Source organism: Sphingomonas sp. Leaf30 (assembly GCF_001422525.1).
Lineage (GTDB): Bacteria > Pseudomonadota > Alphaproteobacteria > Sphingomonadales > Sphingomonadaceae > Sphingomonas > Sphingomonas aerolata.
Window position 1 is genome coordinate 388901 of sequence record NZ_LMKZ01000001.1, and the last position, 21642, is coordinate 410542.

General features: G+C 68.3%; 25 protein-coding genes and 1 tRNA gene. 17 read left to right on the plus strand and 9 right to left on the minus strand.

The annotated features are described in order from the left end of the window. Positions 1–53: 53 nt before the first annotated feature. Together panC and ASE89_RS01875 are read left to right on the plus strand one after the other, a co-directional pair. Positions 54–905 (plus strand): pantoate--beta-alanine ligase, encoded by an 852-nt coding sequence (gene panC / locus ASE89_RS01870; protein ID WP_056673517.1) that lies wholly within the window; start codon positions 54–56, stop codon positions 903–905. 80 nt (positions 906–985) lie between these two features. Further along, positions 986–1282, plus strand: coding sequence for a hypothetical protein (locus ASE89_RS01875; protein WP_056673520.1), 297 nt, complete (start codon positions 986–988; stop codon positions 1280–1282). 44 nt (positions 1283–1326) lie between these two features. Here the strand turns inward: ASE89_RS01875 and topA are convergent, their stop codons facing one another. Further along, positions 1327–3948 carry a type I DNA topoisomerase gene (topA, locus tag ASE89_RS01880; protein ID WP_056673524.1) on the minus strand — a complete coding sequence of 874 codons (2622 nt, stop codon included), beginning with the start codon at positions 3946–3948 and terminating at the stop codon, positions 1327–1329. A gap of 413 nt (positions 3949–4361) precedes the next feature. Here topA and ASE89_RS01885 point away from each other — a divergent pair, with 413 nt between their 5' ends. Next, the gene (locus ASE89_RS01885) at positions 4362–4628 is read left to right on the plus strand and encodes a hypothetical protein (protein ID WP_056673527.1); all 267 of its coding nucleotides are present in this window, start codon (positions 4362–4364) and stop codon (positions 4626–4628) included. Here the strand turns inward: ASE89_RS01885 and dprA are convergent. Both dprA and plsY read right to left on the minus strand, forming a co-directional pair. After that, positions 4597–5733: a DNA-processing protein DprA gene (gene dprA, locus ASE89_RS01890; protein WP_056675147.1), complete on the minus strand. Its 1137-nt coding sequence runs from the start codon at positions 5731–5733 to the stop codon at positions 4597–4599. The two genes, ASE89_RS01885 and dprA, sit on opposite strands and share 32 nt — an antisense overlap. After that, the gene (gene plsY / locus ASE89_RS01895; protein WP_056673530.1) at positions 5726–6343 is read right to left on the minus strand and encodes a glycerol-3-phosphate 1-O-acyltransferase PlsY; all 618 of its coding nucleotides are present in this window, start codon (positions 6341–6343) and stop codon (positions 5726–5728) included. Before plsY ends, dprA begins: the two co-directional genes overlap by 8 nt. A gap of 308 nt (positions 6344–6651) precedes the next feature. Between plsY and murI the strand changes: the two genes are divergently transcribed. Together murI and hemA are read left to right on the plus strand one after the other, a co-directional pair. After that, positions 6652–7446: a glutamate racemase gene (gene murI / locus ASE89_RS01900; RefSeq protein WP_056673533.1), complete on the plus strand. Its 795-nt coding sequence runs from the start codon at positions 6652–6654 to the stop codon at positions 7444–7446. A gap of 136 nt (positions 7447–7582) precedes the next feature. Next, complete coding sequence (gene hemA, locus ASE89_RS01905) at positions 7583–8845, plus strand: 5-aminolevulinate synthase (RefSeq protein ID WP_042466797.1); 1263 nt, start codon at positions 7583–7585, stop codon at positions 8843–8845. Positions 8846–8856: 11 nt separating this feature from the next. Here hemA and ASE89_RS01910 read toward each other — a convergent pair whose 3' ends face one another. From ASE89_RS01910 to ASE89_RS01925, 4 genes are read right to left on the minus strand one after another with little or no spacing between them, the layout of a single operon-like run. Continuing rightward, complete coding sequence (locus ASE89_RS01910; RefSeq protein ID WP_056673536.1) at positions 8857–9315, minus strand: DUF3429 domain-containing protein; 459 nt, start codon at positions 9313–9315, stop codon at positions 8857–8859. Then, a complete protein-coding gene (locus tag ASE89_RS01915) occupies positions 9315–10034 on the minus strand; it encodes an anti-sigma factor (RefSeq protein ID WP_236701587.1) in 720 nt (239 codons plus the stop codon). The genes ASE89_RS01910 and ASE89_RS01915 overlap by 1 nt, the downstream gene beginning before the upstream one ends. Beyond that, complete coding sequence (locus tag ASE89_RS01920; protein WP_056673541.1) at positions 10027–10596, minus strand: sigma-70 family RNA polymerase sigma factor; 570 nt, start codon at positions 10594–10596, stop codon at positions 10027–10029. The genes ASE89_RS01915 and ASE89_RS01920 overlap by 8 nt, the downstream gene beginning before the upstream one ends. Before the next feature lie 10 nt (positions 10597–10606). Further along, positions 10607–11044, minus strand: a complete 438-nt coding sequence (locus ASE89_RS01925; RefSeq protein WP_056673544.1) for a hypothetical protein — start codon at positions 11042–11044, stop codon at positions 10607–10609. A 161-nt stretch (positions 11045–11205) separates the two neighbouring features. Between ASE89_RS01925 and rpiB the strand changes: the two genes are divergently transcribed. The 5 genes from rpiB to ASE89_RS19535 all read left to right on the plus strand — a co-directional run bounded on the left by rpiB (position 11206) and on the right by ASE89_RS19535 (position 14964). Next, complete coding sequence (gene rpiB / locus ASE89_RS01930; protein WP_037529906.1) at positions 11206–11664, plus strand: ribose 5-phosphate isomerase B; 459 nt, start codon at positions 11206–11208, stop codon at positions 11662–11664. Continuing rightward, positions 11661–12971 carry a serine hydroxymethyltransferase gene (locus ASE89_RS01935; protein WP_031441042.1) on the plus strand — a complete coding sequence of 437 codons (1311 nt, stop codon included), beginning with the start codon at positions 11661–11663 and terminating at the stop codon, positions 12969–12971. The genes rpiB and ASE89_RS01935 overlap by 4 nt, the downstream gene beginning before the upstream one ends. A gap of 5 nt (positions 12972–12976) precedes the next feature. Then, the gene (locus ASE89_RS01940) at positions 12977–13156 is read left to right on the plus strand and encodes a hypothetical protein (RefSeq protein ID WP_031394946.1); all 180 of its coding nucleotides are present in this window, start codon (positions 12977–12979) and stop codon (positions 13154–13156) included. Further along, positions 13157–13621: a transcriptional regulator NrdR gene (nrdR, locus tag ASE89_RS01945; protein WP_031394945.1), complete on the plus strand. Its 465-nt coding sequence runs from the start codon at positions 13157–13159 to the stop codon at positions 13619–13621. A 137-nt stretch (positions 13622–13758) separates the two neighbouring features. Continuing rightward, positions 13759–14964 (plus strand): TrmH family RNA methyltransferase, encoded by a 1206-nt coding sequence (locus ASE89_RS19535; protein ID WP_236701588.1) that lies wholly within the window; start codon positions 13759–13761, stop codon positions 14962–14964. A 262-nt stretch (positions 14965–15226) separates the two neighbouring features. Here the strand turns inward: ASE89_RS19535 and ASE89_RS01955 are convergent, their stop codons facing one another. Next, positions 15227–15526 carry a chorismate mutase gene (locus ASE89_RS01955; protein ID WP_056673548.1) on the minus strand — a complete coding sequence of 100 codons (300 nt, stop codon included), beginning with the start codon at positions 15524–15526 and terminating at the stop codon, positions 15227–15229. A 192-nt stretch (positions 15527–15718) separates the two neighbouring features. Here ASE89_RS01955 and rpsD point away from each other — a divergent pair, with 192 nt between their 5' ends. The 5 genes from rpsD (at position 15719) to aguB (ending at position 20326) form a co-directional block, all read left to right on the plus strand. Continuing rightward, the gene (gene rpsD, locus ASE89_RS01960; RefSeq protein WP_031394942.1) at positions 15719–16333 is read left to right on the plus strand and encodes a 30S ribosomal protein S4; all 615 of its coding nucleotides are present in this window, start codon (positions 15719–15721) and stop codon (positions 16331–16333) included. A 173-nt stretch (positions 16334–16506) separates the two neighbouring features. Beyond that, positions 16507–18138 carry a M28 family peptidase gene (locus ASE89_RS01965; protein WP_056673550.1) on the plus strand — a complete coding sequence of 544 codons (1632 nt, stop codon included), beginning with the start codon at positions 16507–16509 and terminating at the stop codon, positions 18136–18138. Beyond that, positions 18139–19107, plus strand: coding sequence for an agmatine deiminase family protein (locus ASE89_RS01970; protein WP_056673553.1), 969 nt, complete (start codon positions 18139–18141; stop codon positions 19105–19107). Further along, positions 19107–19457 (plus strand): DUF3147 family protein, encoded by a 351-nt coding sequence (locus ASE89_RS01975; RefSeq protein WP_056673554.1) that lies wholly within the window; start codon positions 19107–19109, stop codon positions 19455–19457. The genes ASE89_RS01970 and ASE89_RS01975 overlap by 1 nt, the downstream gene beginning before the upstream one ends. Before the next feature lie 8 nt (positions 19458–19465). Continuing rightward, positions 19466–20326: an N-carbamoylputrescine amidase gene (aguB, locus tag ASE89_RS01980; protein ID WP_031395228.1), complete on the plus strand. Its 861-nt coding sequence runs from the start codon at positions 19466–19468 to the stop codon at positions 20324–20326. Between the two features lie 6 nt (positions 20327–20332). Here aguB and ASE89_RS01985 read toward each other — a convergent pair whose 3' ends face one another. Beyond that, a complete protein-coding gene (locus tag ASE89_RS01985; protein ID WP_031441050.1) occupies positions 20333–21004 on the minus strand; it encodes a uracil-DNA glycosylase in 672 nt (223 codons plus the stop codon). 22 nt (positions 21005–21026) lie between these two features. Here ASE89_RS01985 and folK point away from each other — a divergent pair, with 22 nt between their 5' ends. Then, on the plus strand, positions 21027–21503 hold the full coding sequence (gene folK / locus ASE89_RS01990) for a 2-amino-4-hydroxy-6-hydroxymethyldihydropteridine diphosphokinase (RefSeq protein ID WP_056406848.1): 477 nt from the start codon (positions 21027–21029) through the stop codon (positions 21501–21503). 19 nt (positions 21504–21522) lie between these two features. Then, positions 21523–21598: transfer RNA gene (locus ASE89_RS01995), tRNA-Lys, on the plus strand. The last annotated feature ends 44 nt before the right edge of the window (positions 21599–21642 follow it).

Sequence of the window (21642 nt, forward strand, 5' to 3'; positions counted from 1 at the left end):
GAGTGACGCCCTTCATAGAAGCCGCGACCGTACTTATCGAGTGGGAGTTTCACGTGGACACCGTCAGGGACCTGAATATGCTGCGCGAAAGCGTCGCCGCGTTCCGCGCGGCCGGCCAGCGCGTCGCGCTCGTCCCGACGATGGGGGCGCTCCATGCCGGCCATGTCGCGCTGATCGAGGCGGCGAAACGCCCGGGAACGAAGGTCGTCGCGTCGATCTTCGTGAACCCCAAACAGTTCGGCCCGAACGAGGATCTCGCGCGCTATCCGCGGCGCGAGATGGCGGACATCAGGCTGCTGACCGAGGTCGGCTGCGACCTGCTCTGGGCGCCGGGCGTCGAGGTCATGTATCCCGACGGCTTTGCCACCAACGTCAGCGTCGCCGGGGTGAGCGAGGGCTTTGACGGGGCCGCGCGTCCCGGCCATTTCGATGGCGTCGCGACCGTCGTCGCCAAGCTGTTCAACCAGGTCGGCGCGGATGCTGCCTATTTCGGTGAAAAGGACTTCCAGCAGCTCGCCGTCATCCGCCGGATGGTCACAGATCTCGACTTTGCGATCGAGATCGTCGGCGTCCCGACGCAGCGCGACGATGACGGCCTCGCCATGTCGTCGCGCAACATCTATCTCGACGACGACCAGCGCCGACAGGCGGTCGCCCTGCCGCGTGCGCTCGGCGTCGCCGCGCGCGCGATCGCCCGCGGCGAGGATGTCGCCGCCGTGCTCGACGACGCCCGGACCGCGCTGGTCGGCGCGGGCTTCGCGATCGACTATGTCGCGCTCGCGGATGCCGAGACTCTCGTCGAGCAGACGGGGGCGGAACAGCCCGGCGCGGGCCGCCCGCGGCGCCTGCTGGCGGCGGCGCGGATGGGCACGACCCGGCTGATCGACAATATCGCGGTCGACTAGGCAATCCTACGGAATGCCCCGTTAACCATTGAGCAGGCCGAGTCGGTCCAGTCTGTCGGCAGGAACAGCGGGGACCGACAATGGCTGGCAGGCTCAAGACCAAGAATTTCCTGATCGAACGGCGCCTCGCCGATGCCGCGCGCGGCGACGGGCACGCCTTTTACGAACTCGGGATGGTGTATTCGACCGGCACCGCGGGCGTCGTGCTCGACCTGATCGAGGCGCATAAATGGTTCAACCTGGCGGCGGTGTCGGGCAATCACGCGGCGCAGGAATGCCGCGCACAGATCGCCGAGGACATGAGCCCGCGCGACATTGCGGTGGCGCAGCGCGCCGCGCGCGACTGGATGCAGTTGACGCAGCGCCGCGCGGCGTAAGCCTTCTGTCTGTATCCTCCCCCTGACGGGGGAGGATCAGGGCGTCATTCCGCTGCGGCCTTCTTCTTGGGCGCGGCCTTTTTCGCCGGCGCCTTCTTTGCCGGCGCCTTCTTCACCGGCGCCGTCTTCGCCTCCCCGTCCTTGGCTGCCGCGGCCTTGGCCGGTGCCTTCTTCGCCGCGGGCTTCTTGGCGGGCGCCTTCTTCTTCTTCGTCGCAGGCGCCGCCGCGGCCCGCGCGTCGATCAGCGAGGCGGCTTCCTCCAGCGTCAGCTGGTCCTTCTCGATCGACTTGGGCAGCGTCGCATTCGTCGTGCCGTCGGTGACATAGGGGCCGTAACGCCCCTCCATCAGCTTGATCTCCGCCTCGGTACGCGGATGGTTGCCGAGTATCTTCAGCGGCGCCTGCGCCCCGCGCGCGGTGCGACCACCGCCGGCCGCGGCTTCGGCGAGCTTCACGACCGCCGCGTTCATGCCCGTCTCGAACACGTCCGCGGTCGTGGTGAGGCGCGCATATTTGCCCTGATGCTTCAGATACGGCCCGAACTTGCCGATCGTCGCGATGATCGGCTCGCCGGTCTCGGGATGGTTGCCGACCGTCCGCGGGAGCGAGAGCAGCTTGACCGCCCATTCGAGGTTGAGCTCGCCGATATCCTTCGGGATCGACGCCATCTTGCGATCCTCGCCCTCGCCGATCTGCAGATACGGGCCGAAGCGTCCCGACTTGCGCTCGATCGGCTGGCCGGTGTCGGGATGCGTGCCGAGCGTCGACGGACCCGCATCCGCCTCGGCGTCACCGCCGGGCTGCGCGAAGCGGCGGGTGTATTTGCACTCGGGATAGTTGGAGCAGGCGATGAACGCGCCGAACTTGCCGCCACGCAGCGCGAGCTGCCCCTCGCCGCAATTCGGGCAGAGCCGCGGATCGCCGCCGTCCGCCTTGGCGGGGAACAGATAGGGCGCGAGGAAGGTGTCGAGTTCGGCGGTGATCGCGCTGGGCTGCTGCTCCATCACCTCGGACGTGCGCGGCTTGAAATCGCGCCAGAACGCGTCGAGCACCGACTGCCACTGCGCGCGGCCGCCTGACACGTCGTCAAGTTCCTCCTCGAGCTCCGCGGTATAGTCGTAACCGACATATTTCTCGAAGAAGCGCTCGAGGAACGCTGTCACGAGCCGCCCGGACTCCTCGGCGAAGAAGCGGTTCTTCTCGATCCGCACATAGGCGCGGTCCTTCAGCGTCTTGATGATCGACGCATAGGTGGACGGACGACCGATGCCGAGCTCTTCCATCCGCTTGACGAGGCTGGCCTCCGAGAAACGCGGCGGCGGCTGCGTGAAGTGCTGCTCGGCGTCGACCTTCTTCTTGGCCGGCGCATCGCCCTCCTTCATCCGCGGCAGGCGGCGTGCGTCCTCGTCCTGCGTGTCGTCGGCGCCTTCCTCGTACAAGGCGAGATAGCCGGGGAAGAGCACGACCTGACCGGTCGCGCGCAGGATGTTGCGCCCCGTGCCGTCGGCCATCTCGACCGTCGTGCGTTCCATCCGCGCCGACGCCATCTGGCTGGCAAGCGCGCGCTTGAAGATCAGGTCGTAGAGCCGCGCATGATCGCCGCCGCCGGCCTTGTCCTTGCCGAAATCGGTCGGACGGATCGCCTCATGCGCTTCCTGCGCGTTCTTCGCCTTCGACTGGTACTGGCGCGGCTTGTCGGGGACGTAGCTCGCGTCGAAGCGGTTCGCGACCGCGAGGCGTGCGGCTGAAATCGCGCTGCCGTCCATCTGCACGCCATCGGTACGCATATAGGTGATCGCGCCGTCCTCGTAGAGACCCTGCGCGATCCGCATCGTGTGATCGGCGGAGAAGCCGAGCTTGCGCGACGCCTCCTGCTGCAGCGTCGAGGTCGTGAACGGCGGCGGCGGGTTGCGCGTGGCAGGCTTGGTCTCGACCGTCTGGACCGAGAAATTGCCGTCGAGCACCGCCTGCTTGGCACGCAGCGCATCGCCCTCGTTGCCGATCGACAGCCGGTCGAGCTTGTTGCCCTCGAACTGCGTCAGGCGCGCCTGGAACGCGGTGCCGTCATGCTCCATCTCGGCCGTCACCGACCAATATTCCTGCGGCTTGAAGACGTCGATCTCGCGCTCGCGCTGGACGATCAGGCGCAGCGAGACCGACTGGACGCGGCCGGCGGACTTGGCGCCGGGCAGCTTGCGCCACAGCACCGGCGAGAGCGTGAAGCCCACGAGGTAATCGAGCGCACGGCGGGCGCGGTACGCATCAATCAGATCATCGTCGAGCTCGCGCGGGTTCTTCATCGCCTCGGTGACGGTCGCCTTGGTGATCGCATTGAAGGTGACGCGCTCGACCTCCTTCGGCAGTGCCTTGCGCGCACGCAGCACTTCGCGGACGTGCCACGAAATCGCCTCGCCCTCGCGATCCGGATCGGTCGCGAGGATCAGGCGGTCGGCGGTCTTGGCGAGGTCGGTGATCGCTTTCAGCTGCTTCGACTTGTCGGCGTAATTCTCCCACGTCATCGCGAACTGATCGTCGGGATCCACCGAGCCGTCCTTGGGCGGCAGGTCGCGGACATGGCCGTAGCTGGCCAGCACGCGATAGTCGCTGCCGAGATACTTCTCGATGGTTTTGGCCTTGGCAGGCGATTCGACGATGACAAGCTGCATGGGGAAACCGGGATCCTTACGTGTACGCGTACGAGGGTGACGGCGTTCGGGTGGTGCCGTCAAGCAGGCGCTTGGTCGGCATGAGTGCGCCAGATAGGGCGCCCGCGCCCGTTTGTCAGAGGCAGGGCGGGCGCGGTGGCGGCATCGCGGTGCGCGATCGCGGGCGCGGATCGTGCAGGCCGGATGGCGTCCCCGCCCGGGACTGGTCGAAGTGATGTCGATAGAGCATATGCTGGATAGTTGATCCAAATCAGGTTAATTGTTGGTGTAAGATCGCATCGATCGGCGCTCATTTCGGCGGATTGCATGACATATCAGGGCCCTCTGCCGCGCTGTACTGCCCCCGACCGGGAAAGCGCGTCCTGCCGCGCTGCGACGTTGACCAGTGTCAGGTTGGATCCGGCGGGCGTCGCATGACCCCCGCGGCACTCGTCCTCGCGCAAGGCAAAAGCGCGGTGCTGGCGCGACGGATCGCGACGCTGCGCCGGGCCGCGCTGCGCACGACCACGCCGCTGCTGATCGAGGACGATCAGCGCGAGCTCGACGGATTGATCGCGACGATCGAGCAGGCCTGCGACGATGCGGACGCGCTCGCCCGGAAACAGCGTGCGGCGATCGCGCTGGCGCTGGCGACGACCGGCGTTGCGCCTAGCCGGCGGGCCCGGCCCAGATCAGGCTGACCCGCCCGCCCGCATGCCGTTCCAGCCGGCCGGCCAGTTCGAGCTCGAGCAGGATCAGCTGGACGATCGCGGGCGCCCGGTGCGACTGGCGGACGAGTTCGTCGATCCCGACGGGGACGGGGCCGAGCAGGTCGGCGACCGCGCGCCGGTCGGCCTCGCTCGCATCGTCCGGATACCCGCCGCCGGTGTCCTGACCTGTATAGGCGTCGACGGGCGAGCGGACCGAGCGGCTGTCGAACGGGCGGATCTGTTCGAGAATATCCGCGGCCGACTGGACCAGCGTCGCCCCCTCGCGGATCAGCAGATTGCACCCCTGCGCCCGCGGATCGAGCGGGCTGCCGGGCACTGCCATCACCTCGCGTCCCTGCTCGGCGGCGAGCCGCGCGGTGATCAGCGAGCCCGATTTAGGCACCGCCTCGACCACCACCGTCCCGATCGAGAGCCCTGCGATGATGCGGTTGCGCGACGGGAAGTTGCGCGCCTTGGGTTCGGTCCCGGGCGGCTGTTCGGCGAGCAACAGGCCGTGCGCGGCGATCGCGTCCTGCAGCGCGGCGTTGTCGGGCGGATAGGCGATGTCGATACCGCTCGCGATCACGCCGATCGTGCCGCCGGATCCGGTTCCCGTGCCGTTCTTCCCGAGCGCACCGACATGCGCGGCGGTGTCGATGCCGCGGGCGACGCCCGACACGACCGTCGTGCCCGCCTCGGCGAGCGCATGCGCGAGTTCGCGCGCGAAGCGGCAGGCGGCGGCCGACGCGTTGCGCGCGCCGACCATCGCGATGCACGGCCGTGTCGCATGCGCGATGTCGCCGCGCAGGATCAGCACCGGCGGCGCGGTCTCGGTCTCGGCCAGCAGGCGGGGGTAATCGGGGTCGTCGACAAAGAGGTAGCGGGCGCCGAGCCGCGCCGTCGCCGCCATCTCGCGGTCGACCAGCGTCCGGTCCGCGACCCGCGGGACGCGCCCGCCGCCGCGTGCGGCCAGCGTCGGGAGCGCGTCGATCGCGGCCTGCGCGTTGCCGAAACGCGCGATCAGCTGGCGATAGGTGACCGGTCCGATCCCGGTCGTACGGATGAGCCGAAGTCTGGCGACCGCGGTGTCAGCCACCGCGCGGCCGGCTGGTGCCACCGATCCGCGGCTCGGTCCCGGCGAGCAGCCGCTGGACGTTCTCGCGGTGCTTCCACCCGACGATCAGCGCGAGCGCGAGGAGCAGCAGGACCAGATCCGTGCGCCCGAACAGCGCGGCGGCGAGCGGTGCGCTGAACGCCGCGGCGATGCCCGCGACCGACGAGATCCGCAGCGTGCCGAGCAGGCCGAGCCACACCACCGCATAGACCAGCCCGAGCGGCCAGTGGAGCGCGACGACGATTCCCATCAGCGTCGCGACGCCCTTGCCGCCGCGGAACCGCAGCCAGACCGGGTAGCAATGGCCGATAAAGGCGCCGGCCGCCGCGAGCAGCGCGTTGCCGGGGAACAGATGCGCGACCAGCAGCACCGCGACCAGCCCCTTGGCCATGTCGAGCAGCAGTGTCGCCGCGGCAAGGCCCTTGCGCCCGGTCCGCAGCACGTTGGTCGCGCCGATATTGCCCGATCCGATCGTCCGCAGATCGCCCGCGCCGCCCAGCCGCGTCAGGATGACGCCGAACGGGATCGACCCCAGCAGGTAGCTGAGCGCCAGCGACAGCGTCGGCGCGACCCAGAATATGTCCGTCTGCAAGAAAGCTCCCCCGTTCCGCCCCGCTATAAACGACCCGCGGCGGACGGCAAATGCCGCGTCCGTGGGCGTTGCGGGGCGCGCCCGGACATCTCCACCCCGTCATCCTGACGAAAGTCAGGATCGAGAGCCAGGTAGGACGGCGCCCGTAACTCTGGATCCTGACTTCCGTCAGGATGACGGAAGAAGGGGGCGGATACCGTAAGGCGCGGGCGGCGGAAGCGCCGTGCGGGCGACGGGCGACACCCCTGCCAACCTTCGGCCCTCCCGCCAGGCTGTCACCCACCACCGATACCGCCTAAGGCGCGGTGATGGACGTTCGCCCCATCCTGTTCTTCGATTCCGGCATCGGCGGCTTGTCGATCGTCGGCCCCGCGCGCGCTGCCCTGCCGGACGCGCCGTTCGTCTATGCCGCCGACTCGGCCGGCTTTCCCTATGGCACCAAGAGCGAGGCGGAGATCGCCGCGCGCGTGCCGGTGCTGCTCGGGCGGCTGGCGGAACGGTATCGGCCGCGGCTGATCGTGATCGCGTGCAACACCGCGTCGACGATCGCGCTGCCGGTGGTGCGCGCCGCGCTCGATCTGCCGGTGGTCGGCACGGTCCCCGCGATCAAGCCCGCCGCCGCGCTGTCGGTGACGCGGACGATCGGCGTGCTGGGCACCGAGGCGACGGTGCGCCAGGCCTATGTCGACGATCTCGCGGCGCGGTTCGCGGCCGACTGCACCGTCCTGCGCCACGGCTCGGCGGCGCTGGTCGAGATGGCGGAGGCCAAGCTCCACGGCCGCGCGGTCGCGCCCGACCGCTATGCCGCCGTCCTCGACGGCCTGTTCGCGCAACCCGGCGGCGAGGCGATCGACGTGATCGTCAACGCCTGCACGCATTTTCCGCTGGTCGCCCCCGAGCTGGCCGCCGCCGCCGGGACGCGGGACATCCGCTTCGTCGATGGCGGCCCCGGCATCGCGCGCCGGATCGTCCACCTGATGCAAGGGGAGTCCTGGGCCGGCGCCGGCGAAGGGGTCGCGGTCTTCACGCGACTCGGCCCCGACGAACAGGCGCTCGCCCCCGCACTCGCCCGGCACGGGTTCACCCGGATGGAGCAGCTCTGACGCAAGGCTTGGGACAATATGCCCGCTTGCGTCATGCGCGCAGCATGGCAATGTTCTACAAGGACGAGGAAAGCGATCACCGTAACAACGGTATTGCGCTGGATTAGACGGAAAGCGAGGCGTAGTGCCCCAGGTCATGATTACGGATGTCTCCACGACGGCCGACGGCATTGCGGGCCCACGAGTCGATTATTCGCGCGTCTTCACGCAGGCGATCGACCGCCTCCATGCCGAGGGCCGCTACCGCGTCTTCATCGATATCCTGCGCAACAAGGGCGCGTTCCCGAACGCGCGCTGCTTCGCCGGGCATAACGGCCCCAAGCCGATCACCGTCTGGTGCTCGAACGATTATCTCGCCATGGGCCAGCATCCCAAGGTGATCGCGGCGATGGAAGAGGCGCTGCACGATGTCGGTGCCGGCTCCGGCGGCACGCGCAACATCGGCGGCAACACGCATTACCATGTCGACCTGGAAGGCGAGCTCGCCGACCTGCACGGCAAGGAAGCGGCGCTTCTGTTCACCAGCGGCTATGTCTCGAACGAGGCGACGCTGGCGACGCTCGCCAAGGTCCTGCCGGGCTGCATCATCTTTTCGGACGAGCTGAACCACGCGTCGATGATCGCGGGCATCCGCAATTCGGGCTGCGAGAAGCGCGTGTTCCGGCACAACGACCTCGCGCATCTCGAGGAACTGCTCGCCGCCGAGGACCCGAGCGCGCCGAAGCTGATCGCGTTCGAGAGCGTCTATTCGATGGAAGGCGACATCGCGCCGATCTCGGCGATCTGCGATCTCGCCGATCGCTACAATGCGCTGACCTATTGCGACGAAGTCCATGCGGTCGGGATGTACGGCGCGCGCGGCGGCGGCATTTCGGAGCGTGACCAGGTCGCGCATCGGATCACGATCCTCGAGGGCACGCTCGGCAAGGCGTTCGGCGTGATGGGGGGCTATATCGCCGCCGATCGCACGATCGTCGATGTGATCCGCAGCTATGCGCCGGGGTTCATCTTCACGACCTCGCTGTCACCCGTGCTCGTCGCGGGCGTGCTCGCCAGCGTGCGGCATCTGAAGGCGTCGAGCGTCGAGCGCGACGGGCAGCAGGCGTCGGCCGCGATGCTGAAGGCGATGCTGAAGGATGCCGGGCTGCCGGTGATGATCGGCGACACGCATATCGTGCCGCTGATGGTCGGCGATCCGGTCAAGGCGAAGAAGATCAGCGACGTGCTGCTCGCCGAATACGGCGTGTACGTCCAGCCGATCAACTATCCGACCGTGCCGCGCGGTACCGAGCGGCTGCGCTTCACGCCCGGCCCCGCGCATACCGAGGCGATGATGCGCGAACTGACCGACGCGCTGGTCGAGATCTGGAGCCGTCTGGACCTGCGCAAGGCCGCCTGAGCCGGACCGCCCTATAGTGCCGCCGCCGCGAGGGTCAGGACACCGAGCCCCAGCGACAGCGGCACGCGCAGCGCCATCCACCCCGGCGGCGCGATCCCCGCGCGGACCAGCGCCCGGTCGACGAGCAGCGCGCAGATCAGGCTGATCCCGAGCACCACCAGCGACGGCCCCGGCCAGCGCAGCCCGACCATCCACGGCCAGGCGGTCACCAGCGCGATCAGCGACGGCGCCACGCTCGCGAACCACAGCCAGCGCGGCGCCCCCTCGGTACGCGCGGCCAGCCCCCACCAAAGCCCGCCGAGAAAGCTGAGGATTAGCGCGGCATAGGCATAGGCGACCGCCAGCGCGGAAAACCGGCTCGCAGGATCGTTACCGAGCAGCAGCGCGACCGCGCCGATCTGCGGCAACAGCCCCGACAGCCCGAGCAGCCGCGCGATTGGCGGAATGCCACCGGAGGGCGCGGGTGCCATCAGACCCGCGCGACCACGCCGGTCGCGACGACCGGACCGGTCGGCAGCCCGGTCGGCGAGCCGCCCAACGGTTCGATCGAGATCGCCAGCGTCGCGCCCGGCGCGATCCGGCCGCGATCCGCGCCCCGCGGCGCCAGCACCGTCGGCCGCGCGGCAAGCAGCCCGAGCGAATGCGGCACGCCGTCGCCGCCGATCACCCAGAGCTGCGCGACACGCGCATCGGGCACGCCGGGGCCAGCCGCGACGCGCAGCGCCCCGGTCGCAGGGTCGTAGACCGCGGCAACGGGCGACTTGGCATCGCCCAGCATCGCGACCAGCACGCTGCTCGGCCGCGCCGCCGGGATCGGCTGCGACACCGGTGGCGCCGACCGCGGCTCGACCGCGATGAACAGCAGCAGACAGGCGGCGACCGCGCTGCTCGCCGCCGCCAGCCACGGCCAGGGCGACCGCGCCCCGCTGCGGAGCGTGGTCACGCCGTCGGCCGCGCGACCCGATTGGCGGGTGAGGGCGTCGAGGCTCGTCTCGACCCGCGCCGCGAGCTGCGGCGGCGCGTCATGCTCGGGCCACAGGTCGAACAGCGCCGCGAACTGTGTGCGCCACCATTCGACATCGGCGGCGAAACCGGGTTCGGCGAGCAGGCGACGCACCGCCGCCGCCCGCTCGTCGCCTTCGAGCAGGCCCAGGGCGAATTCGCCCGCAAGCGGATCACGATCAGCCACCGAGGCAATCCTTCAATCGGGCCAGCCCGCGCCGCACCCAGCTCTTCATCGTCCCGAGCGGCACCGCGCGACGCAGCGCGAGCTCGGCATAGGTCACGCCATCGAAAAACGCGGTCCGGATCACGTCGCGCTGCTGCTGTTCGAGGCTCTCGAGGCAGGTGTGCAACCGCCGCGTCGCCTCGTCGTCGAGCAGCAGCGCCTCGGCGCTCGGCTGCGGGTCGGCAATGTCCGGCGCATCGTCAATCGGAGAGGCGCGGCGGACGCCCTGCGCGCGCTGCCAGTCGATCGCACGGTTGCGCGCGATCGTCGCCAGCCAGGTGATCGGGCTCGCACGCCCGGGTTCCCAGCCGCCGGCGCGCTTCCAGATCGTGAGATAGACGTCGTGCAGCACATCCTCCGCGGCTTGAGCATTGCCACAGATACGCAGGGTGATCCCGAAAAGCTTCGCCTGGGTCAGCGCATAGAGCTCGCGGAAGGCGTCACGGTCTTCCTCGCCGGTCCGGATCAGGACACTCGAGAGATGGGCGCGGGCGGCATCCGCCTGGGGCTTGGACAGGGTCACGCGGCCGACACTAGCGCGTTGATCCGCGGCGACAATAGCCTTCGCCCGTCTTGACCGTCAGGCAGTCGGTCTTGCCGGCCAGATATTTCAGACCCGTAGCGTCGCCGTTCGTCGGCCGCAGGATCTCGCGCACGCCGTCGCGCGTGAAGACGATCGTGTCGCCCACCGCGCGCGCGTCGAACACCCCCTTGTGGTCGAGGTCCCACTGCATCGCGAGCCGGAACTGCCCCGGTTCGCCCGCCGGCGTCACGTCGAGGATCATGCCCTCGACGCCGATCCACCGCCCCGACAGGTCACGCGTCGGTTCTGCGACGACCTTTTCGGGGCGCGTCGTCTCGGTCGCCCCCGCCGACGTCATGCTCGCGTCACCGCGCGTCTCGGGCGCCGGTCCGGAACAGGCGGCGAGGGCGAAGGCGGCAAGGGCGGCGGTTAGGGCGAGAGCTTTCATGGGGTTCTCTTTGCAGGCGGCAGGGCGGTCATTGCAATCCTCCCCCCTGGCGGCGGGGGATCGTCAGGCTCTATGCGCCGCCTTCGCGAACAGGTGTGGCAAATCCCGGCTCGGCTCGGTAAAGGGCTGGGCACCCGATCCCGATCACAGGAATACGCCAGGTGCGCATCGCCATCGCGTCCGACCACGCCGCCGTTTCGTTGAAAGCGGTGCTGACCGCGTGGCTGCGCGAGGCCGGGCACGACGTGCTCGATCTCGGGCCCGAGGGCACCGCGAGCGTCGATTATCCCGATTACGGCTATGCGCTGGCCGCCGCGATCGAGGACGGTCGCGCCGAGCGCGGCATCGCGCTGTGCGGCTCGGGCATCGGCATCTCGATCGCCGCCAACCGCAATCCCGCCTGCCGCTGCGCGCTCGTCTCCGAGCCGCTGTCGGCGAGCCTCGCGCGGATCCACAACGACGCCAATGCCATCGCGATGGGCGCCCGCCTGATCGGCGAGGAAATGGCAAAGGCGTGCGTCGAAGCCTTCCTGTCCGCCGATTTCGCCGGCGGCCGTCATCAACACCGTGTCGACAAGCTCTCCGCCGTCGACCGGACTTCCGCAAAGGTCCCCGCATGAGCACCCAGCCCAATACGCTCCATGACGTCCAGCCGGACGGCTTCTTCACCCGCGGCCTCGCCGATGCCGATGCCGCCGTCTTCGCAGGCGTCGAGGCGGAGCTCGAGCGCGAGCAGACCCAGATCGAGCTGATCGCGAGCGAGAACATCGTCTCCAAGGCGGTGCTCGAGGCGCAGGGTTCGGTCTTCACGAACAAATATGCCGAAGGCTATCCGGGCAAGCGCTATTACCAGGGCTGCGCGCCGTCGGACACGGTCGAGACGCTCGCGATCGAGCGCGCCAAGCAGATCTTCGGTTGCGGCTTCGTCAACGTCCAGCCGCATTCGGGCGCGCAGGCGAACGGCGCGGTGATGCTCGCTTTGGTCAAGCCCGGCGACACGATCCTCGGCATGAGCCTCGACGCCGGCGGCCATCTGACGCACGGCGCCAAGCCCGCCCAGTCGGGCAAGTGGTTCAACGCGATCCAGTACGGCGTCGACGCGACAACGCACCTGATCGATTACGACCAGGTCGAGGCGCTGGCGGTCGAGCATCAGCCGAAGCTGATCATCGCGGGCGGCTCGGCCTATCCGCGCGTCATCGACTTCGCGCGCTTCCGGGCGATCGCGGACAAGGTCGGCGCCTATTTCATGGTCGACATGGCGCATTTCGCCGGGATCGTCGCCGCCGGGCTGCATCCGACGCCGTTCGGCCATGCGCATGTCGTGACGACCACGACGCACAAGACGCTGCGCGGACCCCGCGGCGGCATGATCATGACGAATGACGAGGCCATCGCGAAGAAGATCAACTCGGCGGTGTTCCCGGGGCTCCAGGGCGGGCCGCTGATGCACGTGATCGCAGCCAAGGCGGTCGCGTTCGGCGAGGCGCTGCAGCCCGACTTCAAGAGCTATATCGCCGCGGTCGTCGAGAATGCGAAGGTGCTGGCGGCGACGCTCAAGGAGCGCGGCTCGGACGTCGTCTCGGGCGGCACCGACACGCATCTCGCGCTGATCGACCTCACCCCGCTCGGCATCACCGGTCGCGATGCGGACGAGGCGCTCGAGCGTGCAGGGATCACCTGCAACAAGAACGGCATCCCCAACGACCCGTTGCCGCCGATGAAGACCAGCGGCATCCGCGTCGGCACCCCTGCCGGCACCACGCGCGGCTTCGGTCCGGCCGAATTCCGCGAGATCGGCAACATGGTCGCCGACGTGCTGGACGGGCTCGCGAAAAAGGGCGAGCATGGGGACCCGCAGGTCGAGGCGGACGTTCGGGCACGTGTTCGCACGCTGTGCGCGCGCTTCCCCATCTATCAAGGATAACGAGCATGTCGAAGATCGATGACATCCAGAACGACATCAAGGCGACCCCCGGCCTCGGCAAGAGCATGGCCAAGTGGAGCGCACTCGGCGCGGTCGTCGCGATCCCGGTGCCGGTGATCGGCCCGATCTTCGGCGCGCTCGCGGGTGCGGGCTATGCCTATTACAAGGGCAAGAAGAAGGTCTGAATGCGCTGCCCCTTTTGCGGACATGAAGACAGCCAGGTCAAGGACAGCCGCCCCACCGAAGACGGGGCGGCGATCCGGCGCCGGCGCCAGTGCGAAGGCTGCGCCGCGCGTTTCACGACGTTCGAGCGCATCCAGCTGCGCGAACTGTTCGTGCTGAAAAGCGAGGGGCGCAGGGAGCCATTCGACCGCGAGAAGCTGCTCCGCTCGCTCTCGATCGCGACGCGCAAACGCGCGATCGAGCCGGGACGGATCGACAAGCTCGTCAGCGGCATCCAGCGCCGGCTCGAGACGCTCGGCGAGAACGACGTCACGTCGAAGCGGATCGGCGAGATGGTGATGGACGGGCTCAAGGGGCTCGATTCGGTCGCGTATATCCGGTTTGCCAGCGTGTACCGCGACTTCAGCGAGGCGAAGGACTTCGAGGCGTTTGCCGGGAGTGTCGAGGAGGTCGGGCGGGCGGAATAGGCGCGTGGACTGCGTCGCGCACCGTGGGGCATACTGGAACGTACGCCGCTTATAGCCTATCGACCTGTCCTCCTCCCTTCCGTTCGTCCTGAGTAGGGACTGAGCACGGCGAAGGCCCGTATCGAAGGACAGGTCGTTTGAGCTTCTACGCCTATATGCTCCGCTGTTCTGACGGCAGTTACTATATCGGTCATACCGATGAACTCGAACCTCGCATCGCGCAGCACCAGTGCGGCGAGCTTCCCGGTTACACGCATAACAGGCGCCCGGTCACGCTCATGTGGTCGCAGGATTTTCCTAGCCGGAGCGAAGCCTTGGAAGCTGAGCGACAGCTGAAAGGGTGGACGCGCGCCAAGAAGGAAGCGCTTGCTGCAGGGGACTGGGACGCGGTGCGCCTCCTCGCGCGCAAATCCTTCGATACGGGTCTTCGGCTACGCTCAGCCCCTACTCAGAACGAACGGGGTGGTGCGGGCGAGCGCACCGAGTTTCAGGGACAGGATAAGACAGGTGGATTGGGCGACGTGACGGACAATAGTATGATTGATGCAGGAATTGATCCAGGACGAGCCGACCCCGAAGACCGCGCCGATCGGCCGGTCGAACATGGTGTAATCACCCCGCCCCCCGTCATAATCCTCGTCCGCCCCCAGCTCGGCGAAAACATCGGCAAGGCCGCGCGCGCGATGCTGAACTTCGGGCTCGTCGAGATGCGCCTCGTATCCCCGCGCGACGGCTGGCCCAACCCGTCGGCCGGTCCCGCCGCGAGCGGCGCCGACATCGTCCTGCAGAACGCCAAGGTCTATGACAGCGTCGCCGCCGCCACCGCCGACTGCGCACAGGTCTTCGCGACAACGGTCCGCAAGCGCGGCGTCACCAAACCCGTCGTGGCCCCCGAACAGGCCGCGACCGAGATCCACGCCGCGCCCGGCCGCTCCGCCATCCTGTTCGGACCCGAGCGCTCAGGCCTCGAAACCGACGACGTCGCGGTCGCGCGGACGATCATCACCGTGCCGATCAACCCCGAATTCGGCTCGCTCAACCTTGCCCAGGCGGTGATCCTGGTCGCCTATGAATGGTCGAAGGGGCTGACCGCGGAGCGCGAGCTCAGCCAGCCCTCGATCAACCCGATCATGCCGCCCGCGCCGCAGGAGGAGCTCGACGGGATGATCGGCCAGCTCGACACGATGCTGATGGGGGCGGGCTTCTTCTATCCGCCCGACAAGATCCAGACGACCCGGCGGACATTGCGTACGCTGCTGACCAAGCCCGGCTGGTCGAGCCAGGAAATCCGCACGATGCGCGGCGTGCTCTCGTCGCTGGCGGGGAAGAAGCCGCGGGCCTGACGGGGGGCGAGAGGTTCGTTCGGGCCCGTTCTCCTAACCCCCCGTTCGCCCTGAGCGAAGTCGAAGGGTGTGCCCCACGCGAAGGTGCTTCGACTTCGCTCAGCACGAACGGGGTGGGGAGGGGGCGGTTGCATCGCCCTCGGCCCCGTTGGTCATCCGCCCCCCCGTTCGCCCGGAGCGAAGTCGAAGGGCATGCCCCAAACGAAGGTGCTTCGACTACGCTCAGCACGAACGGGGTAGGAGAGGACGTGCACGGGAAGACTCAACGCCGGTCGAACGCCGCCAGCTCATACGCGATCGACGCCTCGACCAGCCCCTCCCACAGATCCGCGATCGCCGCGTCCGGCAGCCCCAGCCGCGCGGCCTCCGCCCGCGCATTGTCGATCACCTGCGTCTTGCGCGCCTCGTCGCGCACATGCCCCCGCTCGGGCTTGATGCGCGCGGCGGCGTCCATATAGGCAAAGCGTCTGGCCAGCAGCGCGACGAGCTCGCGGTCGAGCGCGTCGACGCCCGCGCGGACCTCGGTCATGGTGGTACAGTCGGGGCCGGATAGGATAGTCATGCCGCCTCTTGCCGAGCGGCCCGCACGCTGTCCAGCTTGACTCTGGCAGGCGCGGCGTCTAGGCGCCCGCCTTCGCAATGGCCCTGCACCCCGGTGAAGCGGTGGCCCTGCCTTGTCCGGACCCTTGGGTCCTATGACGACCAGCAGAGCGATACCGGGACCAACGTTGTTTGCATTTGCAAAGGTTTTATCATGTCGAAGCGTCAGAGCGCAAAGTACAAACTCGATCGCCGTATGGGCGAGAACATCTGGGGTCGCCCCAAGTCGCCGGTCAACAAGCGTGAATACGGCCCCGGCCAGCACGGCCAGCGCCGCAAGGGCAAGGTCAGCGACTTCGGTATCCAGCTGCGCGCCAAGCAGAAGCTCAAGGGCTATTACGGTGACGTGACCGAGAAGCAGTTCCGCGCCTGCTATTTCGAAGCCGCGCGCATGAAGGGCGATACCAGCCAGAACCTGATCGGCCTGCTCGAGCAGCGCCTCGACATGATCGTCTACCGCGCCAAGTTCGCGCCGACGATCTTCGCGGCCCGCCAGATCGTTTCGCACGGCCACATCCGCGTCAACGGCGTGAAGTGCAACGTCGCATCGCGTCGCTGCTTCGTCGGTGACGAGATCACGCTGGGCACCAAGGCGCAGGAGATGGCGCTGGTGATGGAAGCACAGACCCTCGCCGAGCGCGAGATCCCCGACTATGTCGCCACCGACGGCGCCGCCAAGGTCACCTTCACGCGCGTGCCGACGCTCGACGAAGTGCCCTACCCGGTGAAGATGGAACCCAACCTCGTCGTCGAGTTCTATTCGCGCTAAGTCGAGCGACGCGAGACCGGCCGGCGTCGCGCAGGCGACGTCCGACGACGTGGCTCCGCCTTGTCGCGGTCCGGAACAGGAAAGGGCGGTCCCACCGGGGCCGCCCTTTTTCGTTGCGTGGACATCACGGTCCGGCTTTGCCAGAACGCGCGGCATTCACTCGGGAGATCCCTATGCGCGCTGCCATCCTGTCTCTGTTATTGCTCGGCACCGCCGCCTCGGCGCAGACCGCGCCCGCCATCTCGGTCGAAACGCTCAAGACCGTCACCCAGACGCTGTCGTCCGACGCCTATGAAGGCCGCGCGCCGACCACGCCCGGTGAGGCGAAGACCGTCGCCTATCTCGTCGCGCAGATGAAGGCCGCGGGGCTGAAGCCCGGCAACAAGGGCAGCTGGACGCAGGACGTGCCGATGGTCGAGATCACCGCCAAGGACGTCCGGCCGTTCGTCTTCACCGGCGGTACCGCCCCCGTCAGCCTCGCCTATCGTACCGACATGGTCGCCGGCACCTACCGCGTCGCGCCGACCGCGACCGTGACCAACAGCGACGTCGTGTTCGTCGGCTACGGGATCACCGCGCCCGAAAAGGGCTGGGACGATTATGCGGGCGTCGACGTGAAGGGGAAGACCGTCGTCATCCTCATCAACGACGCCGACTGGCAGACAATGGGCCGCGAAGGGCCCTTCGAGGGCCGCGCAATGACCTGGTATGGCCGCTGGCCGTACAAGTTCGAGAATGCGGCCAAGCACGGCGCGGCCGCGGCGATCATCGTCCATGACACCGAACCCGCAGCCTATCCCTGGGCGGTGGTGCAGTCGTCCTGGACCGGGCCGCAGCTCGAGCTCGACGAGAAGGGCGATCATCTCGACCAGTCGCAGGTCATCGGCTGGATGCAGAAGCCTGCCGCCGAACGCGTCTTTGCGAGTGCGGGCAAGGACTATGCCGCGCTCGCCGCGGCGGCCAAGGTCAAGGGCTTCAGGGCGGTACCGCTCGGCATCAAGCTGTCGACCGGCTTTGCCAACACGATCCGGCGCCAGGCGTCGAAGAACGTCATCGGCGTGCTGCCGGGCACGACCGCACCCAACGATTACGTGCTGTATTCGGCGCACTGGGATCATCTCGGCCGCTGCGATGCGGTGGGTGGCGACGACATCTGCAATGGCGCGGCGGACAATGCGACGGGCACCGCGGGGCTGATCGCGCTCGCACAGGCGCATGTGAAGGCCGGCCCGGCGAAGCGCTCGATCGCGTTCCTCGCGGTGACCGCGGAGGAATCGGGGCTGCTCGGCTCGCGTTATTATGCCGAGCATCCCGTCTATCCGCTCGCGCGGACGGTCGGCGGCGTGAACATGGACGTGCTGAACGTCGACGGCCGCGTGAAGGACTTCGTGCTGACGGGGGCGGGCAAGTCGGAGATCGAGGATCTGGTCAAGCCGTTCGTCGCTGAGCAGGGCCGCGTGATCGGCGTCGAGGCGAACCCCGAACGCGGCGGCTATTATCGCTCGGACCATTTCAGCTTCGCCAAGCTCGGCGTGCCGATGCTCGACGGCGGCAGCGGCGAGGATCTCGTCGTCGGCGGCACCGCGGCGGGCCATGCCGCGCGCGAGGACTATGTCGCCAACCGCTATCACAAGCCCGCGGACGAATATGACGCGAAATGGGACTGGTCGGGTGCGGTCGAGGATCTGACGATCTATTACGGGCTCGGCCGCAAGCTCGCCGACGACACCGCGCTGTGGCCCAACTGGTACAAGACCGCCGAATTTCGCAACATCCGCGACAAAGATCGCGCAGGAGCCAAGTAAGTGACGACACTCCCCCCGCCCGCCGAATGGGCGCATCACAAGGCCGTGTGGATCGGCTTTCCGAGCCATGCCGATCTGTGGCTCGACGATCTCGAACCCGCGCGTGACGAGGTCGTCGCGTTTGCGTCCGCAGTCCATGCCGACGGCCGCGGCGAGACGGTGATCCTGGTCGCCGCGGACGAAGGGTCGGCGGGCACCGCGCGCCGGCTCGCGCCGTTCGCCGAGGTCGTCGTCGAGCCGTTCGGCGACATCTGGCTGCGCGACACCGCGCCGATCATCGTCGGCGACGGCACCGCGCACCAGTTCGTGTTCAACGGCTGGGGCGGCAAATACGACCTGCCCGGCGACGACACGATCGGCCGCCGTCTGGCCGAGAGCCGCGGCAAGACGCTCGCGGCGTTCGACTGGGTGCTCGAGGGCGGCGCGGTCGATGGCGACGGCACCGGCGTGGTCGTCACGACCGAGCAGTGCCTGCTCAACCGCAACCGCAACCCCGACCTCGACAAGGCGGGGATCGAGGCGCGGCTGAAGTCCGACCTCGGCTTCAGCCAGGTCGTGTGGCTCGGCGACGGGCTCGTCAACGACCATACCGACGGCCATGTCGACAATCTCGCGCGCTTCGTCGGCGAGGGCCGCGTCGCGATCCCCGAGGCGGCCGAGAACGACCCCAACTGGCAGGTCTATCAGCTGGCGAAGCGCGATGCGGAACGTGCCGGCCTGACGGTGGTCGGCATCCCGTCGCCCGGCCGCGTGCTGCGCGACGAGGAGATCGTCCCGGCCAGCTACATGAACTTCTACATCGGCAATGCCGCCGTCGTCGTGCCGCTCTACGGTGCGGAGAATGACGACGCCGCGGTCGCGGCGATCCAGGCGATCTTCCCCGATCGTCAGGTCGTCGGGCAGCGTGCGGATCATATCCTGACCGGCGGCGGCAGCTTCCACTGCATCAGCCAGCAAATCCCCGGCTGATGCTCGCCTTCGCGGTCCGCGCGGTCCTGTCCGGGATCATCATCGCGCTGATCGCGGTCATCGCCCGGCGGAGTCCGGCGGCAGGGGCGCTCGTCGCGTCGCTGCCGCTGCTGTCGGTGCTCGGCATGATCTGGCTGTGGCACGACACCGGCGACCGCGTCCGGCTGGCCGCGCATGCCGAGGCGACCTTCTGGTACGTGCTGCCCTCGCTGCCGATGTTCCTGCTGATTCCGGCGCTGTTGCGGCACGGAGTCGGCTTCTGGGTTTCGCTCGCTGCCGGTTGCGTCCTGACGATCCTTCTCTATCTCGCGGTCGTCGCAATCGCGGCGCGCTTCGGCGTGACGCTATAGGAATTCGCATGACCGAGATCACCGTCGCCGCGCTCCAGCTCGGTTTCACTGCCGATATCGACAAGAACATCGCCAATGTCTCGCGGCTGGTCCGCGAAGCTGCGGCGCGTGGCGCGCAGGTGATCCTGCCGCCCGAATTGTTCGAGGGCGAATATTTCTGCCGTGTCGAGGACGAGGGCCTGTTCGCCAACGCCGCCCCCGTCGGCGAGCACAAGGCGGTGCTCGCGATGCAGGCGCTCGCCGAGGCGCTCAAGGTCACGATCCCGACCAGCTTCTTCGAGGCCGATGGCCCGCATCACTATAACAGCCTCGCGATGATCGGTCCCGACGGCGAGGTGCAGGGCGTCTATCGCAAGAGCCACATCCCCGACGGCCCGGGCTATGAGGAAAAATTCTATTTCCGCCCCGGCAATACCGGCTTCAAGGTCTGGCCGCATGCCGCCGCGCAGGGGCGCTCGACGCTCGGCGTCGGCGTCTGCTGGGACCAATGGTATCCCGAGACCGCGCGCGCGATGATGCTGATGGGCGCCGAAGTCCTGTTCTACCCGACCGCGATCGGCAGCGAGCCGCACGACACCAGCCTCGACACCGCGCGGCTGTGGCGGCGTGCGATGGTCGGGCATGCGGTCAGCAACGTCGTCCCGATCGTCGCCGCCAACCGCGTCGGCGTCGAGCATGGCCAGACCTTCTACGGCACCAGCTTCATCGCCGACGAGCGCGGCGATATCCTCGCCGAACTCGGCCGCGACGACGAGGGCGTGATCACCGCGACGATCGACCTCGACATCGTCAAGCGCCACCGCGCCGCGTTCGGCTTCTTCCGCGACCGCCGCCCCGATCTTTACGGGCGGCTCGTCGCGGACGTCTGACGCAGCTTATGCTGCGGCGATGCTGCGCCGCAGTTCCAGCGCCCGTGCGAAGACCGCTTCGAACATCTCGGGGGTCAGGACGCGGGTGTTCTGGTTGTAGCGTGAGCAGTGGTAGCTATCGATCAGGATGCGGCCGTCGGGCATGACATGCTCGGCGAGATGGCCGAACTTCGCCTTGGGCAGGCGTCCGCCGAGCAGCTTGACGCTGGTCTGGTGCGCGATCTGGCCGAGCGCGATGAAGATCCGTGCCTTGGGCAATTCGGCGAGCTGCGATTCGACGAACGGGCGGCAGGTGCGGATTTCCTCCGGGGTCGGCTTGTTCTGCGGCGGCAGGCACTTGACCGCGTTGATGATGATCGCGCCGTTGAGCTTCAGCCCGTCATCGGGTTTCGCCGCGAAGACGCCGTCTGCCAGCCCGAACTTGCCGAGCGTATCGTAGAGCAATTGCCCCGCGAAATCGCCGGTGAACGGGCGGCCGGTGCGGTTGGCGCCGTGCTTGCCGGGGGCGAGGCCGATGATGCCGAGCCACGCGTCGGGATCGCCGAAGGCGGGGACGGGGGCATTCCACCAGGTCGGGAATTCGGCGCGCAGTTCGTTGCGAAAGGCGACGAGACGCGGGCAATTGGGACAGTCGTGCGGCGGCTCGGTTTCGGGCAGCGGGGAGGGTGCGAAGTTCATCGCGGTGCGTTAGGCGGGTCGGATGGAGCGGACAACCTATGCGATCGCGCTCGGCTCGAATCGGCGCGGGATCCACGGCGCGCCCGCCGCGACGATCCGCGCCGCGCTGGCCGCGGTCGGCGGTGTCGTCGCCGTGTCGCCGATCATCGCGAGCGCACCGCTCGGGCCGTCGATCCGGCGCTATGCCAATGCGGTCGCGCTGATCGAGACGCGCGACTCGCCGCCCGTGCTGCTCGCGCGGCTGAAGCGAATCGAGACCGCGTTCGGGCGGCGTCGCGGGCGCCGCTGGGGATCGCGGGTGATCGACCTCGACATCATCCTGTGGTCGGGGGGTGCTTGGAGGGGGCCGGGGCTGACCGTGCCGCACGCCGCCTATCGGGACCGCGGCTTCGTGCTGGCACCGCTCGCGCGTATCGCGCCGCGCTGGCGCGACCCGCTGACCGGGCAAAGCGTCCGCCATCTCGCGCACAAGGTTGACCGACCGCGGCTGCGCCCCTAGTGGCTCGCAGCCGATGTACGGGTCCGTAGCTCAGTTGGTAGAGCAAGCGACTTTTAATCGAGAGGTCCCGGGTTCGAGCCCCGGCGGACCCACCATCGGCACCTCCTCCTCTCGCAAGCCCCCGATTCGCCCCCCCCCC